This window comes from Prosthecobacter sp. (assembly GCF_029946185.1).
Taxonomy (GTDB): Bacteria; Verrucomicrobiota; Verrucomicrobiia; order Verrucomicrobiales; family Verrucomicrobiaceae; genus Prosthecobacter.
Genome location: NZ_JAQSEA010000095.1, coordinates 38,334 through 57,368, shown reverse-complemented (window position 1 = coordinate 57,368; position 19,035 = coordinate 38,334). Strand labels below are relative to the sequence as shown.

General features: G+C 57.9%; 15 protein-coding genes. 6 read left to right on the top strand and 9 right to left on the bottom strand.

All coding sequences use genetic code 11. The features are described from left to right. Positions 1-501 precede the first annotated feature (501 nt). The 6 genes from mscL to PSV43_RS07470 form a co-directional block, all read right to left on the bottom strand. Positions 502-909 (bottom strand): large conductance mechanosensitive channel protein MscL, encoded by a 408-nt coding sequence (gene mscL, locus PSV43_RS07495; protein WP_300195115.1) that lies wholly within the window; start codon positions 907-909, stop codon positions 502-504. A 91-nt stretch (positions 910-1,000) separates the two neighbouring features. Then, positions 1,001-2,857: an acyl-CoA dehydrogenase family protein gene (locus tag PSV43_RS07490; protein ID WP_300195113.1), complete on the bottom strand. Its 1,857-nt coding sequence runs from the start codon at positions 2,855-2,857 to the stop codon at positions 1,001-1,003. 26 nt (positions 2,858-2,883) lie between these two features. Next, positions 2,884-4,920, bottom strand: a complete 2,037-nt coding sequence (locus PSV43_RS07485; RefSeq protein WP_300195111.1) for a 3-hydroxyacyl-CoA dehydrogenase NAD-binding domain-containing protein — start codon at positions 4,918-4,920, stop codon at positions 2,884-2,886. Between the two features lie 35 nt (positions 4,921-4,955). Continuing rightward, a complete protein-coding gene (locus PSV43_RS07480) occupies positions 4,956-6,227 on the bottom strand; it encodes a thiolase family protein (protein ID WP_300195109.1) in 1,272 nt (423 codons plus the stop codon). A 4-nt stretch (positions 6,228-6,231) separates the two neighbouring features. Next, on the bottom strand, positions 6,232-7,719 hold the full coding sequence (locus PSV43_RS07475) for an AMP-binding protein (RefSeq protein ID WP_300195107.1): 1,488 nt from the start codon (positions 7,717-7,719) through the stop codon (positions 6,232-6,234). Next, positions 7,673-8,710, bottom strand: coding sequence for a patatin-like phospholipase family protein (locus PSV43_RS07470; RefSeq protein ID WP_300195105.1), 1,038 nt, complete (start codon positions 8,708-8,710; stop codon positions 7,673-7,675). The genes PSV43_RS07475 and PSV43_RS07470 overlap by 47 nt, the downstream gene beginning before the upstream one ends. Before the next feature lie 170 nt (positions 8,711-8,880). Here PSV43_RS07470 and PSV43_RS07465 point away from each other — a divergent pair, with 170 nt between their 5' ends. Genes PSV43_RS07465 through PSV43_RS07455 form a run of 3 tightly spaced genes read left to right on the top strand, consistent with a single transcriptional unit; the run spans position 8,881 to position 10,119 of the window. Continuing rightward, positions 8,881-9,069: a hypothetical protein gene (locus PSV43_RS07465; RefSeq protein WP_300195103.1), complete on the top strand. Its 189-nt coding sequence runs from the start codon at positions 8,881-8,883 to the stop codon at positions 9,067-9,069. A gap of 47 nt (positions 9,070-9,116) precedes the next feature. Then, positions 9,117-9,524: a periplasmic heavy metal sensor gene (locus PSV43_RS07460; protein WP_300195101.1), complete on the top strand. Its 408-nt coding sequence runs from the start codon at positions 9,117-9,119 to the stop codon at positions 9,522-9,524. After that, a complete protein-coding gene (locus PSV43_RS07455; RefSeq protein WP_300195099.1) occupies positions 9,502-10,119 on the top strand; it encodes an RNA polymerase sigma factor in 618 nt (205 codons plus the stop codon). Before PSV43_RS07460 ends, PSV43_RS07455 begins: the two co-directional genes overlap by 23 nt. Here the strand turns inward: PSV43_RS07455 and PSV43_RS07450 are convergent. From PSV43_RS07450 to PSV43_RS07440, 3 genes are all read right to left on the bottom strand, one after another. Then, positions 10,110-11,429, bottom strand: a complete 1,320-nt coding sequence (locus PSV43_RS07450) for a sensor histidine kinase (protein ID WP_300195098.1) — start codon at positions 11,427-11,429, stop codon at positions 10,110-10,112. The two genes, PSV43_RS07455 and PSV43_RS07450, sit on opposite strands and share 10 nt — an antisense overlap. Positions 11,430-11,448: 19 nt before the next feature. Continuing rightward, a complete protein-coding gene (locus PSV43_RS07445; RefSeq protein ID WP_300195097.1) occupies positions 11,449-13,731 on the bottom strand; it encodes a SulP family inorganic anion transporter in 2,283 nt (760 codons plus the stop codon). Between the two features lie 103 nt (positions 13,732-13,834). Continuing rightward, positions 13,835-14,476 (bottom strand): response regulator transcription factor, encoded by a 642-nt coding sequence (locus tag PSV43_RS07440; protein WP_300195095.1) that lies wholly within the window; start codon positions 14,474-14,476, stop codon positions 13,835-13,837. A 215-nt stretch (positions 14,477-14,691) separates the two neighbouring features. Between PSV43_RS07440 and PSV43_RS07435 the strand changes: the two genes are divergently transcribed. The 3 genes from PSV43_RS07435 to PSV43_RS07425 all read left to right on the top strand — a co-directional run bounded on the left by PSV43_RS07435 (position 14,692) and on the right by PSV43_RS07425 (position 18,990). Continuing rightward, positions 14,692-16,695 (top strand): TonB-dependent receptor, encoded by a 2,004-nt coding sequence (locus PSV43_RS07435; protein ID WP_300195093.1) that lies wholly within the window; start codon positions 14,692-14,694, stop codon positions 16,693-16,695. Positions 16,696-16,781: 86 nt separating this feature from the next. After that, positions 16,782-17,690: a polysaccharide deacetylase family protein gene (locus tag PSV43_RS07430; protein WP_300195091.1), complete on the top strand. Its 909-nt coding sequence runs from the start codon at positions 16,782-16,784 to the stop codon at positions 17,688-17,690. 475 nt (positions 17,691-18,165) lie between these two features. Beyond that, positions 18,166-18,990, top strand: a complete 825-nt coding sequence (locus tag PSV43_RS07425) for a PEP-CTERM sorting domain-containing protein (protein WP_300195089.1) — start codon at positions 18,166-18,168, stop codon at positions 18,988-18,990. Positions 18,991-19,035 lie beyond the last annotated feature (45 nt).

Sequence of the window (19,035 nt, the reverse complement as noted above, 5' to 3'; positions counted from 1 at the left end):
AAAGCAAACCCACCGCCCTCTTCTCACACCGCGCTCACCAGCAGCGTTCCCCCGCTCTCCCGATACGCTGATTGGCGCGCGGCTCCACACATTCAAAATCAACGATCACTAGGCTTAACCGAGCGCCATTCATGCCAGGCATATTTTGAATACACTTCACCTACCTCATTAACTGACAAATGATTAAAGTGAACATCCTCGGCTTTAACTGATGCGTGAAGGCCATGGCCCCTTCCAATCCTCCCATCACTGCACCTCCCCAGTACTGCTCCCAGGCGGTAGCCTGCCCCGCGAATTCACTACAGCGTGCATCTTGACCAGGCCTCCACTTTTTCTCCCCTGGTCGACAGCCGCACGCACGCCGGCAATCACCGAGGGCCAAGGGTGTTTGAGACACTCCGCAGGGCTAAGCCTTCGGCGGAGCAGGCGCATCTAAAGCTTGTCCTGATTCCATTTACCTCAAACAGGCTGGAACGTCCCGCCTTTTGCATGGACGCAGGTTCACTTCTTCAGCAGATCGCGTATCTCCGTGAGCAGCACAATGTCAGCAGCCGGGCCTTCTGGAGGAGCCACGGCCTCCGCCCTTTTCATTCTGGCCATGAGTGTATTGACCGGCTTGATGATGACAAAGAAGATGACCGCTGCGGTGATCAGGAAACCAATGACCGCATTGATGACCATGCCAATGTCCAGCATGTTGGCTGTCCTCTCACCTTTTTCATTCACGAGCTCTCCAATCTTGATGCCCAGGGAGACGTTTGGATTGCCGCCGATGGCCTGGAGAAGAGGCGCGATGATCCCCTTGGTGAAAGCAGTGACAATGGTGCCAAAGGCAGCGCCAATGATGACACCGGTGGAGAGATCGACGACGTTGCCTTTGAGGATAAACGCTTTGAATTCTTTGAGCATGGGGAGAGGGATAAAAAGTGAACGTGACCGGTTCGGGGAACCGATCACGTTCTAACCCCATCAGCAGGGATCAGGCCAGCACAAAATGCGTTCACACTTCCTGCGCGACCTGCCAGCTCTCGGCATCCAGATTCTCCTTGAGATGACGATAACTGTTGGCGATGCGTTCACGCGTCACCTTGCCGAAGAAGCGCACCAGCCTCACCAGCTTGTCGATTTCCACCTCGGGCATCGATGAGTCGTTCACCTTGCTTTGGGCATGGGCCAGCGTGCAGCCCCAGACAAATAATTCGGCCCCCACATCAACAAAGTGGCCCAGCAGCACCTGACGCTTTTCCAGTTTGGGACCATTCAGCGCCATCGCCAGGAACAGCCGCCGCGCCAGCACCCGGCTCTGCCGGGCAATCGCATCGAGCTCAAACTGCAGGGAAGGATGTAAAAAATCCTTCGCGTCTCCAGCCCCAAACGGCAGCCATTTCATAGGATACCAGGTGGCATAAAAACCTGCGGCACGCAGAGCGGCCTTGGCGCGCGCCTTCCATGGCAGGGTCGGATTCACCGCGTCAGCTCCGAGGTTGAGATGCGGCTCCAGCGCCTCGCGTGCGATGAAGAGCCGCATGATCTCGCTGCTGCCTTCAAAGATCGTATTGATGCGTGAGTCGCGGAACAGACGTTCGACGGGTTCGGGTACATCCCCGCGTGCCTTCAGCGAAGCGGCGGTTTCAAATCCCCGCCCCCCGCGCATCTGCATCGTGTCGTCCATGATGCGCCAGGACTTTTCGCTGCCCCAGAGCTTGCCGATGGCGGCCTCAAGCCGGACGTCCGCATGCTTGTCACGGTCCACCATCGCCGAGACATAACGCACGATGCTTTCCATCGCGAAGGTGTCGGCGGCCATGCGGCTGAGTTTGTCCGCGATGGCAGCGTGGCGTCCAATCGGCTGCCCCCACTGCTCACGCGAGCGCGCCCAGCGCGTGCTGATTTCCAAACAGCGCTGTGACAAGCCCGTGCAGGCGGCAGGCAGCGTGATGCGACCCGTGTTCAAAGTCGTCAGCGCCACCTTGAGCCCGCGCCCCACACCGCCCAGCACATTCGCCGCTGGCACTTTCACATTCTCAAACCGGATGACCCCGTTGTAGAGCGCCTTCAGCCCCATGAAGCGGCACCGGTGCATCACCTCAACTCCCGGCCAGCTCGTTTCCACAAGGAACGCCGTCGTGGCATGTGGCTTCGCCGCAGTCGGCGTTTTCGCCATCACCACGATCATCCCTGCTTTCGTGCCATTCGTGCACCACAGCTTCTCACCATTGAGGACATAGTTCTCACCATCTTCATCCAGTTTCGCCTCCGTCTTCATCCTTGCCGGATCGGATCCCACTTCGTTTTCCGTCAGTGCAAAGGCGCTGATCTCACCCTTCGCGCAGCGTGGCAGGTATTTGGCTTTTTGCTCTTCGGTTCCAAACAGGATGAGCGGCTGCGGCGCACCAATGGACTGATGCGCTGACAGCAGTGCTGCCAGATTGCCGCAACGACTGCCAAGAAGCATGGCCGCCCGCGAGTAATTCGTCTGCGATAACCCAAGCCCTCCATACCTAACTGGGATCTTGATGCCGAAGGCACCGATCCGCGCCAGCTCGTTCAGCAGCACATCGGGAATCTCGCCCGAGGCATCGATCTCATCGGGGTCGGCGTATTGGTCGAGCACGCCTTCGAGCCGATGCAAAAACGCATCGCCTTGGTCGTGGTCTTCGACACTTTGTTTTGGAAACGGCAGCAGTTTGTCGAAATCCGGTTCGCCGAAAAAAAGACCAGCGGCGATGCCGGTGTTGCGGCGTTCATCGCGCGCGGCTTCCGCCATTTCGAGTGCGGCACGCTGACCCGCATTCATGCGGGAGGTGTCAATGTGCGTCCTGGCTTCGGGCTTGGATTCTTCCAGGGTATTTTTCATGGCTTGGTTCTCCAGTTGAGGTTGAATTAATAATCTATGATGCCCGTATCCCGGGCGAAAGTAATGGGGCCTCCACGGAATGGCGGGTAGCCGGTGCCGAGCACCATGGCCAGATCGATGTCATCCGCGCTGCGGGCGATGCCTTCCTTGAGACAACGCATGGCCTCCTGGCTGATAAGCAGCGCGAGGTTGGTCTGAATGCTTTCGTGCCTAGGCAGATCGGAATGAGTGGCCGGGACAATTTCCTTGCCGTTCTCATAACGGTAGAACCCCTGCCCCGTTTTCTTGCCCAGGTGCCCCGCATTGACCATCTTGTCGAGCGCGTCAGTTTGCGGAAAACGATCCGGGAATGCACTGGCAAGTGTCTTGGCCACATGCGCCGCCACATCGAGACCGATTTCATCCAACAAGCGCATCGGACCCATCGGCATGCCAAATTCAAGCATCGCATCGTCGATGTCCTTCAACGGAATACCACTCTCATACAGGCGCACCGCCTCCATCAGGTAAGGCACCAGAATGCGGTTCACAAGGAATCCCGGACTGTCTTTAACGATCACCGGCGTCTTGCCAATCTTCTGCACGAAACTGACCACCGTGGCTAGCACATCCGGCGAGGTTTCGGGCAATGTGATGATCTCCACCAGTGGCATGCGATGCACCGGATTGAAGAAATGCAGACCGACAACTCGCTCTGGATTTGGCACCGTTTTTGCCAAATCCGACACAGAAAGTGCGCTGGTGTTCGTAGCGAGAATGGTGTCGGCGGAGACCCGTGCCGCGAGGTCGGCGAAGATCTTCTTCTTCAACTCCATGCTCTCCGTTGCAGCTTCAATGATCAGATGGTGCCGGTTCATCGGCACCGGCACATGCGTCGTGCTGATGCGGTCCAGCGTGTCCCGGCCCTGCACTTTAGTCACCAGCCTTCGGCGCGTGGCGTCTGAAACGAGGCCATGAACCCGTTCCAGACCACGCGCTAGGCTGTCGTTGGTGACGTCCGTCATTAGCACACGGATGCCACGCGAAGCGAGTATGTGCGCAATTCCAGCCCCCATCACACCCGCACCGATGACGGTGGCGTCGTGGATGGGCAGTGCCGTCCCGCCAGTGGCAGGGCGTTTATTGGCTTCCTCGCGCTTGAAGAAAAGGTCGATCAGCCGGGCCGAATCGCGGCTTTGAATCAATTCGGCGACGGCATTGCGCTCAAGCAGCAAACCCTGCTCAATCTCGCCATGAACTGCATGGGTAACGACCTCAACTGCCTTCGTGATGGAAGGATAGAGTCCGCGCGTCTTTTCGAGCACCTTGCGTTTCGCCATGTGCCCGATGACCGCCGAGAAGAGATTTTCAAACCGGAACCGCAACCCTGGTCGTTTTTGACGCACAAGGCGGCAGGCAAGCGCATCCAGACGCTCCGCCGGCACCACGTGGCTGACGAGTCCCGCACGTTTCGCGGCGCTGGCATTGAGCAGTTTCCCGGTGGTAATCAGGTCGAGTGCTTTGCGCACGCCGACGAGTCGCGACAACCTCGTGGAACCACCCCAGGCAGGCAAAATACCGAGTTGGGTCTCCGGCAGCCCTATCTTGGTGCTATCGCTGTCGCTGGCGATGCGCCAGTCGCAGGCCAGAGTTACTTCAAATCCGCCCCCCATGCAGGCACCATGGATCGCAGCAACCTTGGGTATCGCCAGCCGGGCCAGACGGTCAAACACAGCCTGTCCGAGCCAGATGAGATCATTCACCCGGAGATGCTGCATGCTGCGAATGGCTTTGATGTCAGCACCTGCGATGAAAATACGTTCTTTTGCGCTTTTCAGCACCAAGGATCTCACACGGGTGTCGTGCTCAATGGCCTCAAGGAGGTGATTGAATTCGCGCAGAGTCTCCTCGTTCCAGACATTGACGGAGGATTTGGGGGAATCAAAAGTGATCCAGGCAATGCCATCGTGATCCACATCGAGCCGGAAATGTTTCGGTGGCATCGGATGACCGTAGATGATTTCTTCCAGCACATGGGGCGGATCGTGGATGACAGCAGGGCAGTTGAGTAGAAGAGTTTTCATGGCATTGAGTTGGATGAGAATGTTGTGTTTTAAATTCATAATGCTTCCAGGCAGGCCGCCATGCCTTGCCCGCCTCCGACGCAAAGACTGATGACGGCGCGCTTGCCGTCGTTGGCTTGGAGTTGGTTGAGCGCCGTCTGCACCAGACGTGCACCGGTGGCTCCCACGGGGTGGCCGAGTGCGATGGCTCCGCCGCAGGCATTGATCTTCGCGGGGTCGAGTTCACCCAGCGGAGCCTCCAGTCCGGCGCGGCGGGCGCTGGCGGGATCAGCGAGGCATTTCATGACTGCCAGCACCTGAGCGGCGAAGGCTTCGTTGATTTCAAAGACGTCAGCATCATCCAGTTTCCACCCGCTGCGATGAAGTGCGGCATCCAGCGCACGCACCGGGCCCAAGCCCATGCGTGCTGGATCGCACCCGGTGGCGGCATAACTGACGAGACGGCCCAGTGGCTTCCAGTTGTGTGCCGCAGCGGCTTCTTCGGTGGCGACGAGCAGTGCCACCGCACCATCGGTGATCTGACTTGAGTTGCCTGCGGTGACTGTGCCGGTGACCGTGTCGAAGAGCGGCTTGAGTTTGCCGAGCTTTTCAAGGCTGGAGTCGGCACGAATGCCATTGTCCGTCGCAACGACGTTGTGACCGAGCACCGGCCCGATTTCCTGATTGAGCAGGTGATTCGCCTGCGTGGCACACAGGTGACTGCGCATGGCAAAGGCGTCCTGCATGTCACGGGTGATGCCAAACTCACGCGAGAGAACCTCGGCGGTCTGCCCCATGTTCAAACTCGAAACGGGGTCCGTCAGGCCGAGTTTCAGACCGATGACAGGAGCAAAGTCAGCCGGACGGAAATGCAGAGCAGCTTTGGCGCGGCCTGTGAAGTCACGCGCGCGGCTCATAGCCGTGAATTTTTCCACAGCAGGCCGTGAGAAATAGAACGGCATGTTGCTCATGCTTTCCGTCCCACCGACCACAAAGACCTCGCCCTGTCCCGCACACATTTTCGCATGCGCGAGCGTCAGCGCCTCCAGGCCGGAGGCACAGTTGCGATGTACCGTCATGGCGGGCTTTGATTCCGGCAAACCCGCGCGCAGCGCGATGACGCGAGCGATGTTCATCGCCTCCGGTGGCTGGCCGACACAACCGAGAATGGTTTCATCCACCAGCATCGGGTCGATGCCAGTGCGGGTGAGCAGGGCTGCGACGGCGTGACGGCCGAGTTCAACCGCGTCGAGGTGGGCGAGGTCAGTTCCCGCGCGCGAAAAAGGCGTGCGGACGGCAGCGACTATGACGAGAGAGGGAGTTTTCATGGCGTTAGGAATTGAGTGCCACATCGGCTGCGGCGGCTTGGGTTTGGGGGCGGTGATCGACGATCTTTTCCTCCTTCAGGAGGCGGCCGATGCCGAGTTGATCGCGAAGTTCCGCTAGGGTGTGAAAATGGAGTCCGTTTGGTGTAATCTCAGTCGCCTCGTGGAAGCGGCGGGAGACGGCGAGCTCGAGTTCGGATTCGCGCACGCCAGGTTCAGCCGTGAGGTGCAGATGGACTTCGTCAGTGTCGTGCGGATCATCGTGCCGCTTGCGCAGTTCGATCTGCCAGGCGGCGATGCCTTTTTGATCATCCAGCAGATGTTCGAGCATGTTGAAGTTCACCAAGGTGCCCTTCAGCTTGTCGATATGCAGCTCACGCACTTCACTGACGCGTGAGATGGGGCCCAGCAAACGCGGACAGGTGCGCCCGCAGTTGGGGCACTTTTCCCAGGTCAACCCACCTTCGGCGATGTCTCCTGTTCGATAGCGCAGCACGACGGTGCCACGCGCATTGAGCGGGGTGAAGACAATCTCGCCGGGCTGGCCATCGGGAACGACCTCTCCCGTTTCAGGGTTGATCAGTTCCACCAGAGCAAGGTCGGGACTCAAGTGATAGCCGGTGGCCTCTTGCGACTCTCCGACGCATTCAGGGAAAGCCATTTTCGCTTCGGTGAAGCCATAGGTGGCCATGACGTGGGCATTGGGGCTACCCAGCTGAGTAGCGAGATCGTGCAGGCGGGCGCGGAGGCCATCGGCGACTTTTTCACCACCAAGGACGAGACGTTTCAAATTGGGCCATTGCCTGCCGGTTTCATAGGCCTCACGCAGCACATGATAAATGAAGGTGGGCATGCCGATGAGAATGTCCGGCTGGAGTTTGTCGATGAGCTTGATGTTCCCATCCGTGCCGAGGGTCTTGCCGCCACCGGTGCTCAGCATGAAGGTGCCAAAGCCAAGCCCTGCGTGGTGCGCCAGCCAGAAGGCAAGGTGTGGCGCATACGGGAAGAGATTCATGTGTTTGAAATCCCGCTGTGAGCGCCCTGCCAGCATCAAACGGCTGCCGCTGATGTCGAGATTGTGGAGGTCCTGCTTGGTGTAGAGAAACGGCACAGGATCCGCTGAGCGCCCCGTGGTGCTGGTGAGGAGGATGGGGCGAAACTCAGCTTCAGCCTTCTCTTTCGCAGCAGCACGACCATGGAGCAGTGCGGTAAATATCATGCTGGGTTCACGGCGGAGCACCGCCTCATCTGGCACGAGGACGAAGTCACGCGGGTTGGCGAGATCCTTCTTTGAAGTAAACGGGACGTGGCTCCAGTCCGCATACGACTTAATATCAAGCGGATGGATGTCGTGTTCTTCAAAAACACGATGGTAATACGCACTGAAGGGAATGACGCGGCGGTTCAAATACTCACGCAACTGCGTGAGCTGCCACTCGCGCCATGTCTCAGGCGGCGTGGAGTTCCAATCGGGAATATGTTGGAGCAATTTCATGGCTGATAGTCTCCTGGTTAAGGTTGGTTTCGGTCTGTAACAGGGCACGAATGGCAGGCAGCGCGGCGGTTGCGGCGTCACGACCGGCCTGCAGGTATTGCCCAAAATTTTCAAAGTCATGCCACGTCGAGGTGACAAACCGCGGATGGATCACCACATCGGCAGCGGCCTCCTCTTTGGCGATGAGATGCAGCTGCGCCGCCATCAAAGCGCGGCGAAAAGTGTCCAGCACGTTCCCATAGGCGAGCAGGTTGATCTTCTGCCAAAAGCTGCGGAACATGCGTGAAAAAATTCGGAAGGCAGGTTTGTCATCCGCCATGAAAACACGTTCGCTCTTGGACTCGAAATCGTCCGGCGCAGGCATGACGTTCACCGCAATGACGGCATCCAAGTGAAAGCGTTTCTTGAGGATTGTCACCGGGAGGGGCTCCGAGGCACCGCCGTCGGTGTAACGCCGGCCATTCAACCAGACGGGAGCACATATGGCAGGTATGGCCGAACTGGCATGCACGGCATGAGAAACGTTGCCGGAATCGAAGATGTGCGGCGTGAGACGGTCCAGATCGGTGGCGATGACGATCAGCGGTTTATCTAGATCTGCAAAGGTCTTGTCACCCAGATCGCGCTCGAGATGCTTGCGCAGTTTTTCGCCACGAATCAGTCCTTCGGATGGCGGAATGTTGTAGTCCATCAGGGTTTTCAGTGTGGCGCGGTCTTTGATCTCCCGTGCACGTTCTTCAAGCTGCACACCATTGAGTCCAGCGGCCCAGAGTGAACCCACGTAAGCGCCCATGCTACAGCCAGCGATGGCGGCGATGGGGATGCCTGCTTCCTCAAGCACCTGAATCACGCCAGCGTGGGCCAGGCCGCGCGCACCACCACTGGACAGAGCAAGTCCTATCCGCGGTGTTTTACATCCCCCTGAGCCGTGTTTTGAGCTTTCTTCGGCACGGCTCCATCCCCGGAAGGGAAGTTGGAGCTGGGTGTTCATGGTCTGCGGGGGTTATCTTTTTAGACCCTTGATGTGAGAAAATAATTCAAAAATATCGATTCCTTGTGCATAGATCGAAGTTCATGACCAATTCGGATCTAAGTCGCATGTTAAAACATGCTGCAACCGCCCCCCCGGTGGCACTGCCGAGTGCATTGGAGGAAGGAATCATGGCGCGTGTACGTGTCGATGACGGTCGCGCACGGCGCTGGCGATCCTTTGTGCAATGGCTGCTGATCCTGGCCGCCATCTCCGGCATTGTGACTGCAAGCATGATCGGGTGGGTCCTGGCTTCTCGTGATACCACCCATGCCAAGCCACCCACCATGGAGCTGTTTCGCTCAGGGGGACCGCAATGACCTCAAGGGTGAAATGGGTGCTGATTTCGGTTTTTTTCTCCGCTTCCTTGGCTGGGGGAACAGCATGGCTGGTCACAGACTGGACCCTGCACCGCCATGGTGAAAGCCATGCGCACGCTCATGCGCAAACGGATCTGCACGCGTGGATGCATGAGCACCTCGACATCACGCCGGAGCAGCATGAAAAACTGGAGCCTCTTGAAACGGAGTTTGAAAAACTTCGGGTTAATTTGAAGGACGAAGTTCGTCTGGCTGATGTCGTGCTGGCCCAGACCATCCGCGATCCCAAGATGAATGAAGCGGCGATGACCGCAGCCTTGGAACGGTTAAACAAAGCACAAGGCGCGCTGCAGCGGGCCACGCTGGATCATTTCTTTGTGATGAAGCGCTACCTCCGCCCCGCGCAGGCTGCCAAACTCCTGGAATGGACGCATGACAGCCTCACCCGCGATTGATGCCCTGCTGCTGCCGCAGACCGAAGTCGCCGCTGACGATTCAGCGGAGACGTCACACCTGCGTGCCGCGCAGGCGGGCGACATGGCTGCGTTTGAGTGGATCGTAAGGCGGCATGAGGAAAAGCTGTTTGGCTTTTGCTGCCGCTGGCTGCGTTGTGTGGAGGATGCACGTGAAGTCTGCCAGGATGCGTTTGTGCGTGCATGGCAGGCGCTGCCTGAGTTCGAAGGCCGGGCCAAGCTTTCGACCTGGTTGTATCAGATCGCGCTGAACCTGTGCCGAGACCGCGCCAAATCGCGGGCTTCACGCCAACGTGAAAACACCACGACGCTCAACGATCTCGAACAACCGCTGCCGTGTCCGCAGCATCCTCCGGATGCGAGTGCCGAATGGCAGAGCGAGATGCAAAAACTCGAACGCGGTCTGGCCCTGCTGCCGGAAAAACTGCGCACGGCGCTGATGCTCAGCACCATGGAAGGCCTGAGCCACGAGGAATGCGCCAAAGTGCTGAACTGCTCCGTTCGGGGCACCGAAGGCCGGATTTACCGCGCCCGGCAGATGCTGCTGCGCTGGTGGAATGAAGAAGGTCAGTGCTGAGGTTCAGGCTGCGAGTGGAGCGGAACCACGACCTCAATTCGAAGCCCCTGAGGCATCACGCTGCTGGCAGTCAGTTCGCCGCCAGACTGCCTCGCCCGAGCACGCATGCCCACCATGCCGAGGCTGGGGCTGTAAATGATGTCACCCGTGTGATTGGGCAGTCCTTTGCCGTTGTCCTCGATGGTGAGAAGAATGTTTTGATCCCGATGCGCAAGACTGACCTTCACCTCCGTGGCCTCCGAGTGCCGGGCGATGTTGGTGAAAGCCTCCTGGGCAATGCGAAAGAGGTGCGTTTCCGTTTCATCGGCAAGCCGGCCCGAAAAGTTAGAATCATAATCCACTTTCAGGCGCGTACGTTGACCGAATTTTTCCGCCAGCCAGCGCAGACCGGCATCCAGACCAAAATCATCCAGAATGACGGGCCGCAGCAGATGAGAGAGTTCGCGCACATTGGCGATGGATTCATCCACGAGATGCAGGCAGTCGGCGCGCAGAGAGGACAGATCATGCGTGGAACCCCTGGTCAGGTTGGAGCGCACGGCTGCCAGCGACTGGCCCAGTTCGTCGTGCAATTCATGAGAAAAGCGCCGTGCGGCCTGTTCCTGAGTCTGCAGCATGTGCCAGGACACACGGCTCAGTTCCTCAGACTGCCAGCGAATGCGCTGGATGCTCTTGCGGGCAAAGGCAATGGTCAGCACGGCTGAGATCGCGGCCAGGACGGAGCTGGAGCCCAGTAACAGTGTGGAGTCATCACTGAGATCCTGCGACTGCTGCTCCAGCTGGCGTTCGGTTTTGGTGAGATGTTCTGAGCTGCTTTTAATGAGCTTGTTGACCAGTTCGACGACCTGGCTGTGATGCAGGAAGAGGGTCTCAAGCTTGTCCCGCTGCACCGGTTTATTGCCTTCCAGCAGCCGATGTGACTCCTGGGCGAACGATTTGACACCCCTGTCCAGATCCGCCCACAGTTCCGCATCTGCCAAGGTGCGCACCTCCGGCCCCAGTCGTGAAATCTGGCGGTCGCTTTCATCCAGCTCCTGCAGCAACTTGGCCAGATCGGCACGTTTCAGCTCAAACTGGGCGAACTGATGCAGCACCCCTGTCATGGTGTTTTCCTCCGACTGCACATCCTGCCGCAAACGGGCGATGAGGAACTGGTCCCGCGCCATCTGCTCCACCCCGTGCCGGATTCCCTGGCTCTGGCGTACGGCGATGAGACCCGCCGTTCCCAGCAGCACCATCACCAGCAGGAATCCCAGCGCGAGAACGCGCAGCACATAACGTTCAGTGATCCGAAGGAAGGTGAACGACATGACGGGCATGTATAGAGACTTAAACGGTCTCCACCATGGGTATTGGCAGTGGCAAGTGGCTGGAGCCCTGGGTCTGAAAGAAAGTAACCATGCCGGTCTGGATGTCGTACATAGCACCGACAATGACCAGTTTCCCGTCCTTCACCAGCCCCGTCAAGGTGCTGCTTCGCTCGGTGAGCTTGCGCATGGTGCGCAGGACATTGCGGCGGGAGACCTCATTGGCGTAGGCCGCCTTCTCACCGGTCAGCCATTCGCCTTCGCGTTTGCAGGACTTGAGATCGACTGACTTTTGAATCTCAATGACGAGCGAATCAAGATTCACACAGCCGGTGGCTTCCGCAGCGGTTTGATTGCTGCAAATGAGATCCACGGCGGCATTGACCGCACCACAGGAGGTGTGTCCCATGACCAAAATCATCTTCGCACCCGCCACGGCACAGCTGTACTCCAAGCTCCCCAGCACCTTGTCACGCGCAATGTTGCCCGCGATGCGCACGCTGAAGACATCGCCCAAGCTCAAATCGAAAACGAGTTCTGCAGGCGTGCGCGAGTCGATGCAACTGAGCACTACTGCCATGGGGAACTGACCGGCGGAAGTCGCATCCACCAGACGGCCAATGTCACGTGTGAGATGATTGCCTTCGCGAAACCGCTCATTGCCCTCTTTGAAGATTGCCAGCACACGTTCCGGCGTCAGACTGCTTTGAACGTCGCGGCTGCTGTAATCCAAAAATTGAATGCGATCTTTGAGCTGGGGATATTTGTCTTTGAACCCCGCCAGACTGACGTTGATGCCGTGCACCTTCGCCGTGTTGTGCTGAAAGTCGTGGATTAGGTCTAAAATATCCGCGTCAATGTAATCCGTGCTGCGCGCATCCAGGAGAACATGCCCGCCGCTTGGAACGCTGCGCAGGGTTTCCTCCAGCTTTACACGGCTGAAAAAGCTCACCTGATTGGCCAGCTCAATGCGCAGGACGTCGCCGGTGATGTGCTTCTCCATGAACTTGCGCAGAGGACGGCGCATGTTGCTGTGCAAAATAAAGCTGATGCTGACGACAAGACCAATGACGATGCCGATCAGCAAATCGGTCAGAACAATGGCAACGACTGTGATGATGAAGGGCAGAAACTGGTTCCTGCCTTCACTCCACATCTGTTTGACCAGCGCGGGACTTGCGAGCTTGAGGCCGGTCATGAGCAGAATGGCTCCGAGCGCGGCAAGGGGGATCTCGTTCAGAATGCCGGGCACCAGTAAAACGGAGCCCAGCAACAGAATGCCATGAAAAAAAGTGGAGAGCTTGGTTTTGCCGCCAGCATTGATGTTCACACTGCTTCGCACGATCACGCTCGTCACGGGCAGACCACCGATCAGACCTGCGGTTACATTGCCGATTCCCTGGGCGATCAGCTCTCGGTTGGGCGGACTGCTGCGCTGCTGCGGGTCGATCTTGTCCACCGCCTCAAGGTTGAGCATGGTCTCCAGGCTGGCGACGATGGCGATGGTGAATGCCGCGCCATACACGGCAGGATTGCCTAACGCGGAAAAATTCGGAAACACAAGGAAGCCAAGGAACGCGCTGAAGTCCTTCGCCACCGGAACCTGCACCAGGTGAGAAACTCCGATAGCCCAGGCGCCGTCGCCCACTTGCTTCAGCAACATACTGAGCCCCACACCGAACAGCACCACCACCAGAGGGGCCGGCACCACGCTATTTTTCAAAGGCTTGATCTTGTCCCAAAAAACCATCAGCAGAATGGAAAGTATGCCCACCAGCGCGGCACCGGGCTGGATGTCAAACAACGCGGACCAAATTTCAGTGAAAGTGTTCTCATTGTCGGGCTGGATGAAACCCATGTCACCTTCCGGGTCGGGGTCGTGCCCGACGACGTGCGGGATTTGTTTGAGAATGAGGATGACACCGATTGCGGCCAGCAGGCCCTTGATCACACTCGAAGGGAAAAACGCGGCAATGAAACCGGCACGGCAGACACCGAGAATGATCTGCAGCACCCCTGCAAACATCACCGCCAGCAGGAACACATCAAAAGCTCCCAAGTTGGTGATCTGTGCCGCCACAATGGCAGTCAAACCTGCCGCAGGCCCGCTGACACTCGTTTGGGAACCACTGAGAACTCCGACTACAATGCCGCCGATAATCCCCGCCACGATGCCCGCAAAGAGAGGCGCATTCGATGCCAGCGCCACACCGAGACAAAGCGGCAAAGCTACTAGAAAGACGACGAGTCCGGCGGAGAGATCTTTGAAAAAAGTGGGGGGGGAGATGGAGCGGGTTGCAGGCATGCGGAAAGGAAGGGGTCGGGAATATTATCGAATGGCAGTTCAAGCCTCCATGCATTGAATTTCCAAGAACAAAAAAAACATTTTTTTCCAATCGGTCGGTATCTCAGTCAATCAAACCGTTGCGGATGGAAAAGCGCACCAGTTCGCCAATGGAGTGCAGATTAAGCTTTTCCATGATGCGGCCCCGATGAGCCTCCACGGTGTACACGCTCAGGTTGAGCACCGAGGCGATTTCCTTGTTGGTCTTGCTCTCCGAAATCATCTGCAGCACCTCCCGCTCCCGTGGTGACAGCAGGTCGATCGGGTTGGTGACGTGCTTGCGGTAGTCGTCCAGCACCGCATCGCTGACCTCCGGGCTGAGAAATCCTTTGCCGTTGGCGACGGCCCGCACGGCGGCGAGAAGATCGCTTTCGTTGCTGTCCTTTAAGAGATAGCCGTTGGCTCCCGCACGCAGCATTTCACGCACATAGACAGAGTCCTTCTGCATGGAGAGCGCCAGGATGCGCGCCTTCGGCACAGCTTTGGTGATCTGACGTGCCGCCTCAATGCCATTGAGCTCGGGCATCGTCACATCCAAGACCACGATGTCCGGCAGAAGATTGATGGCTTTTTCCACCGCCTCCCGTCCATTGGCAGCCTCACCCACGACTTCCATGTCCCATTGCGCAGCGAGAATCATGCGGAAACCGTTGCGGACCACGGCGTGGTCATCGGCAAGAAGAATACGGGTTATTTTGGCGGACATGAGAACGCCACCATAGCGAACCCGCGACGTGCGGCAAAGGGCAAAAAACTGCGGCCATTTTGTGGGAATCCCTGCGGCAGATCGTCTCATAAAAGCCAACCCCACCCCGACCCATGCCCGCTTTCCGCCTTTCCAGAGTTTGTCTCAGCATCGCCTTGATACCCTTGTTGAGCCATGGCCAGCCAGCAGTAAATGCACCGGGTGGAGACGGCTCAATGGCTGAAGAATTGGCGCTCGAAATGCCCGAAGTCGTCATTGAGGGCAAGGCGGAGAGCCTCATTGGCATCGCCACCTCGGCCTCAAAAGGACAGACCAGCACCAAGGAACTCATGGCAAGGCCCTTTTCACGTCGGGGCGAGTTGTTGGAGAGCATTCCGGGATTCATCGCCACGCAGCACAGCGGTGATGGCAAGGCGAACCAGTATTACCTGCGCGGCACGAACCTCGATCACGGCACCGACTTTGCGATTTACGTTGATGGCATGCCGGTGAACCTGCGCAACCACGCGCACGGCCAGGGCTATGCGGACACGAACTTCATCATCCCGGAACTGGTCGGTGAGCTTGAATACTGGAAGGGCACCTACTACGCGCAGCATGGGGATCTCAGCTCCACCGGGGCGGCGCGCTTCAAGCTGGTGGATGCGTTGCCGCAGGGCATTCTCTCCACCACCTGGGGCGAATATGATTACTCGCGCACGCTGATCGCGGATACGATCCAAGCGGGTGCCGGGCAGCTCACCGTGGCCTTGGAGCATCAGTTCTACAACGGCCCCTGGGATTTGCCTTCAAACGCCACCCGCTTGAACGGCCTCCTGCGCTGGCACTGGGAGGACGCCAGGGACAAGATCAACCTGACCTTTATGGGCTATCACGGCAAATGGAAGTCCACCGATCAGGTGCCACAGCGAGCCCTCGACAGTGGTCTGATCAGTCGTTATGGGAACCTTGATCCAACAGACGGCGGCAATTCCCAGCGTTACAGTTTGTCGTTCGACTGGGTGCGCAATGAAGGCCGCACCACCACCCGTGCCAATGCTTATGCGGGCTTTTACGACCTTGATCTGTTTTCCAATTTCACCTTCTTCATGGACAGCTTCGCGCGTGGCGACACGCTGGGTGACCAGTTCGAGCAAAAGGACCATCGCTGGTTTCTCGGTGGCGAACTCGCGCGTGACTGGCGTTTCGATGCCATGGGCCAGGAGCAGCGTTTCACACTCGGCATACAGTTGCGTACCGACATCATCACCGGCCTCGGCCTATATAACACCTCTCAGCGTGAGCGCTGGAACACCGTGCGGCAGGATGACATCACCCAGTCCACCTACGGACTCTACGCGGAGGCTGAACTCAAGCCTCTGCGCTGGCTGCGCATCATCCCGGGTCTGCGCGGCGACTTGTTTCAATTCAACGTGGAGAAGAGCAACCTCCCGGAGAATGCGGGGTCGCTGACCAAGGGCATCGTCAGTCCGAAACTCAGCATGGTGTTCGGCCCTTGGGCCAAGACCGAGTTCTATGTGAACGCCGGCATGGGCTTCCATAGCAATGACGCCCGCGGCGTGAACATCACCACCGATCCTAACACTGGCGGCCCAGCAGATCGGGTCAGTCCGCTGGTGCGCACCTATGGTGCCGAAATCGGCATTCGCAACGAGTCCATTCCCAAACTGGTTAACACACTTTCCTTTTGGATGCTGCATAGCGATTCGGAACTGATCTACACCGGTGATGCCGGCAACACCCAGCCGGGAGCAGCCTCAATGCGCAAAGGCATCGAACTTTCCAGCTACTGGCGGCCCGAGGAATGGGTCATGCTCGATATTGAAGCAACATTGACCGACGCGCACCTGGTCAACACGGATCCCCCCAACCAAAAGATCCCCAACTCCATTCCCTACACCTTCAACGGAGGCATCACGCTCGGAGGCACACAGGGCTTATTCGGCTCGTTGCGTGCTCGTTACTTCGCACCACGGCCCTTGGATTCAGTGGTGGACATCAAAACGCGCGAGTCGTTGCAAGTCAATGCCCGCCTCGGCTACCGCCACAAAAACCTGGAAATCGCGCTGGATTGCCTGAACCTGCTCAACCGCAGCGACTACGATGTGGCCTACTACTATGCCTCCCAGCTTAAAAGTGAAACTGCGCCGGTGGACGACGTGCATGTGCACCCCATCGAACCGCGCATGTTTCGCCTGTCGGTGACCTACCGCTTCTGAGCCTGAGCTTTGCACGCAGCCATGACGGCAAAGTAACGGTGATGCCCAGTTGTCAAAACTATCGCGGCGTACGAGCTTACGTGCTCATGTCTCTGCCGCGCCTGCTCACCCTTTTCCTCTGCACTGCCACCACGCTCACCGCGCAGGAGGCAGGCTCCCCGCTGAAGATTGAGACGCGGCGCGCACTGCCAGTGGAGGATGAGCCCAACCCCACGCTGCCTGACACAGCCACATTGCCACGCGTGCTGCCAGCCAACCGCAAGAGCGTCTATACCCGCTGTGATGTGGCGGCGCCGCTCATCGCCATCACCTTTGATGACGGACCGGATCCAGTCCTCACCCCGCGTCTGCTGGATTTGCTCAAGGAACGCGGCATCCACGCCACCTTTTTTCTTGTCGGCAGAAATGCCGCCGCCTTTCCTGATGTGGTGCGCCGCATTGCGGATGAAGGGCATGAACTGGGCAATCACAGCTGGTCACACCCCCTCTTCACCCAACTCGGAAAAGACAGCGTGGAGAGCCAGTTGCGCCGCACGCATGACGCCATCGTCAAAGCCTGCGGCACCGCACCACTGCTGTACCGCCCGCCCTACGGCGCCGTGAGCGTCTCCCAGCGGGCACGAATCGAGAAATCCTTTGGCTATCCGGCCATTCTCTGGGACGTGGACCCGCAGGACTGGAAGAGCCCTCGCAGCGCGCAGAAGGTGTATGACGCCATTCACAGCCAGACCCGCGCCGGCTCCATCATCCTCTGCCACGACATTCATGAGACCACCATTGCGGCAATGCCTGCCACGCTGGATGACCTCAAGGCGCGCGGTTATCGTTTTGCTACCGTCACCCAGTTGATCGCCTACAGCACACCGCCGGAGTTTGTGGGACCACCTGCACCCCTGCCATCCATCCCGCTCACCGCCCCACTTACGCCCACGTCTCATGATGACTCAGTCAAGACCGACGACGTGAAGCGTGAGAAACCGGTGACCTCTCCCTGATGCTGACGTCTGACGCAGTCATCAAACCACGCCTTTTGCAGTTCTCAGCAAGCTGACGACGCCAACCCACCTGAAAGAGCGGGCTCGTCGCAAATTTCTCGCCTCCACCATTTCCAGTTATCTGTCGTATAAGGCACTGACTTTCCTTCTTCCTTGACGAGCAGAGCGGGCAGCAAGACCGCCTCAAAGCAGCGTTCACCGGGCTGAGAGCACTCGCGAGTAAAACGTCTCGAATGGACCGCCTGCAGGAATTGTCATGATCACTTCATAAGTTTCATAAATGCGTAAGTTATTGTAAAAGAATAGCAAAAATAACATTATTTGATCAAGGTATCCAATCCTCTAGGCATAATTAATTTAAAATTTCATAATTGAATCGCTTTACAGAGAAATGTTTCAAATATAGTTTTCGATAGCCCATTCGATAGATTTAGTGAATCTAATTTGAGGCTCATATCTGCTATTCTTTTCAACCATGAAAACACCATCATCCGCCCACCAGCTGCAACGTCTTCCCATGTCGGCTGCTGCGGCCGCCATGCTGCTCGCTTTTACCAGCCTTGGTTTCGCCGCTACCATTGAATTGAATCAGCCGTTTCCCCCTGCAGGCCAAAACTACAGCATCACTGCGCTGCAAAACCTCACGCCCCTAACCTTGGATGGTGGCACTTCGGTAGGGGCCAACCCAAATGTAAACTTTGAGTTCCAAGGTGGCTACGGCGTCCGCTATCAGGACGCCTTGGGCCAACTGACTGATTTTGGCATCGGCCTCTACGATGCGAGTTCGAACCCCGGCATCCAGGCCGCCTCAACCGGTCTGAACATCGCATTTACTCAGTTGGTCTCCAGTTATGGCCTCTCCGCCACCTTGGGAAACTTCGGCCTCAACGAATTCTCGACCGACGCCGCCCCCAGCAGGGTGGCCCCGACCCTCTCCATCTACGGCAGCGGCGGTCTTCTGCTAGGTAACTTCTCAACCGCAGACCTCATTGCTGACAATGCTCTGAGCCTGCTGACCAGCAACGACCCGATCGCCAACACGGACCTCTGGAAACTCAATCTGGACGCCCTGATCGGTCCCAATGCCCAGGTTTCCAGCTTCACTCTGGGAGCAGACACCCACAACGCCAGCGGCAGCCTGATGGCGGTGAACAGCAATCCATACTACCTCGTCTCCGTAAGCGGCTGCGAATGCGCCCCAGTTCCTGAGCCTGGCTCGGCCTTCCTCATTCTGAGTGCTGGCCTCGGTTGCCTGATCATTACCCGCCGCCGCAGCCGCGACCTGTTCTCTGCCAAGTGATCGGTTTTTGATCTCATCCAATTCACGATCAGCCGTGGGAGCAGC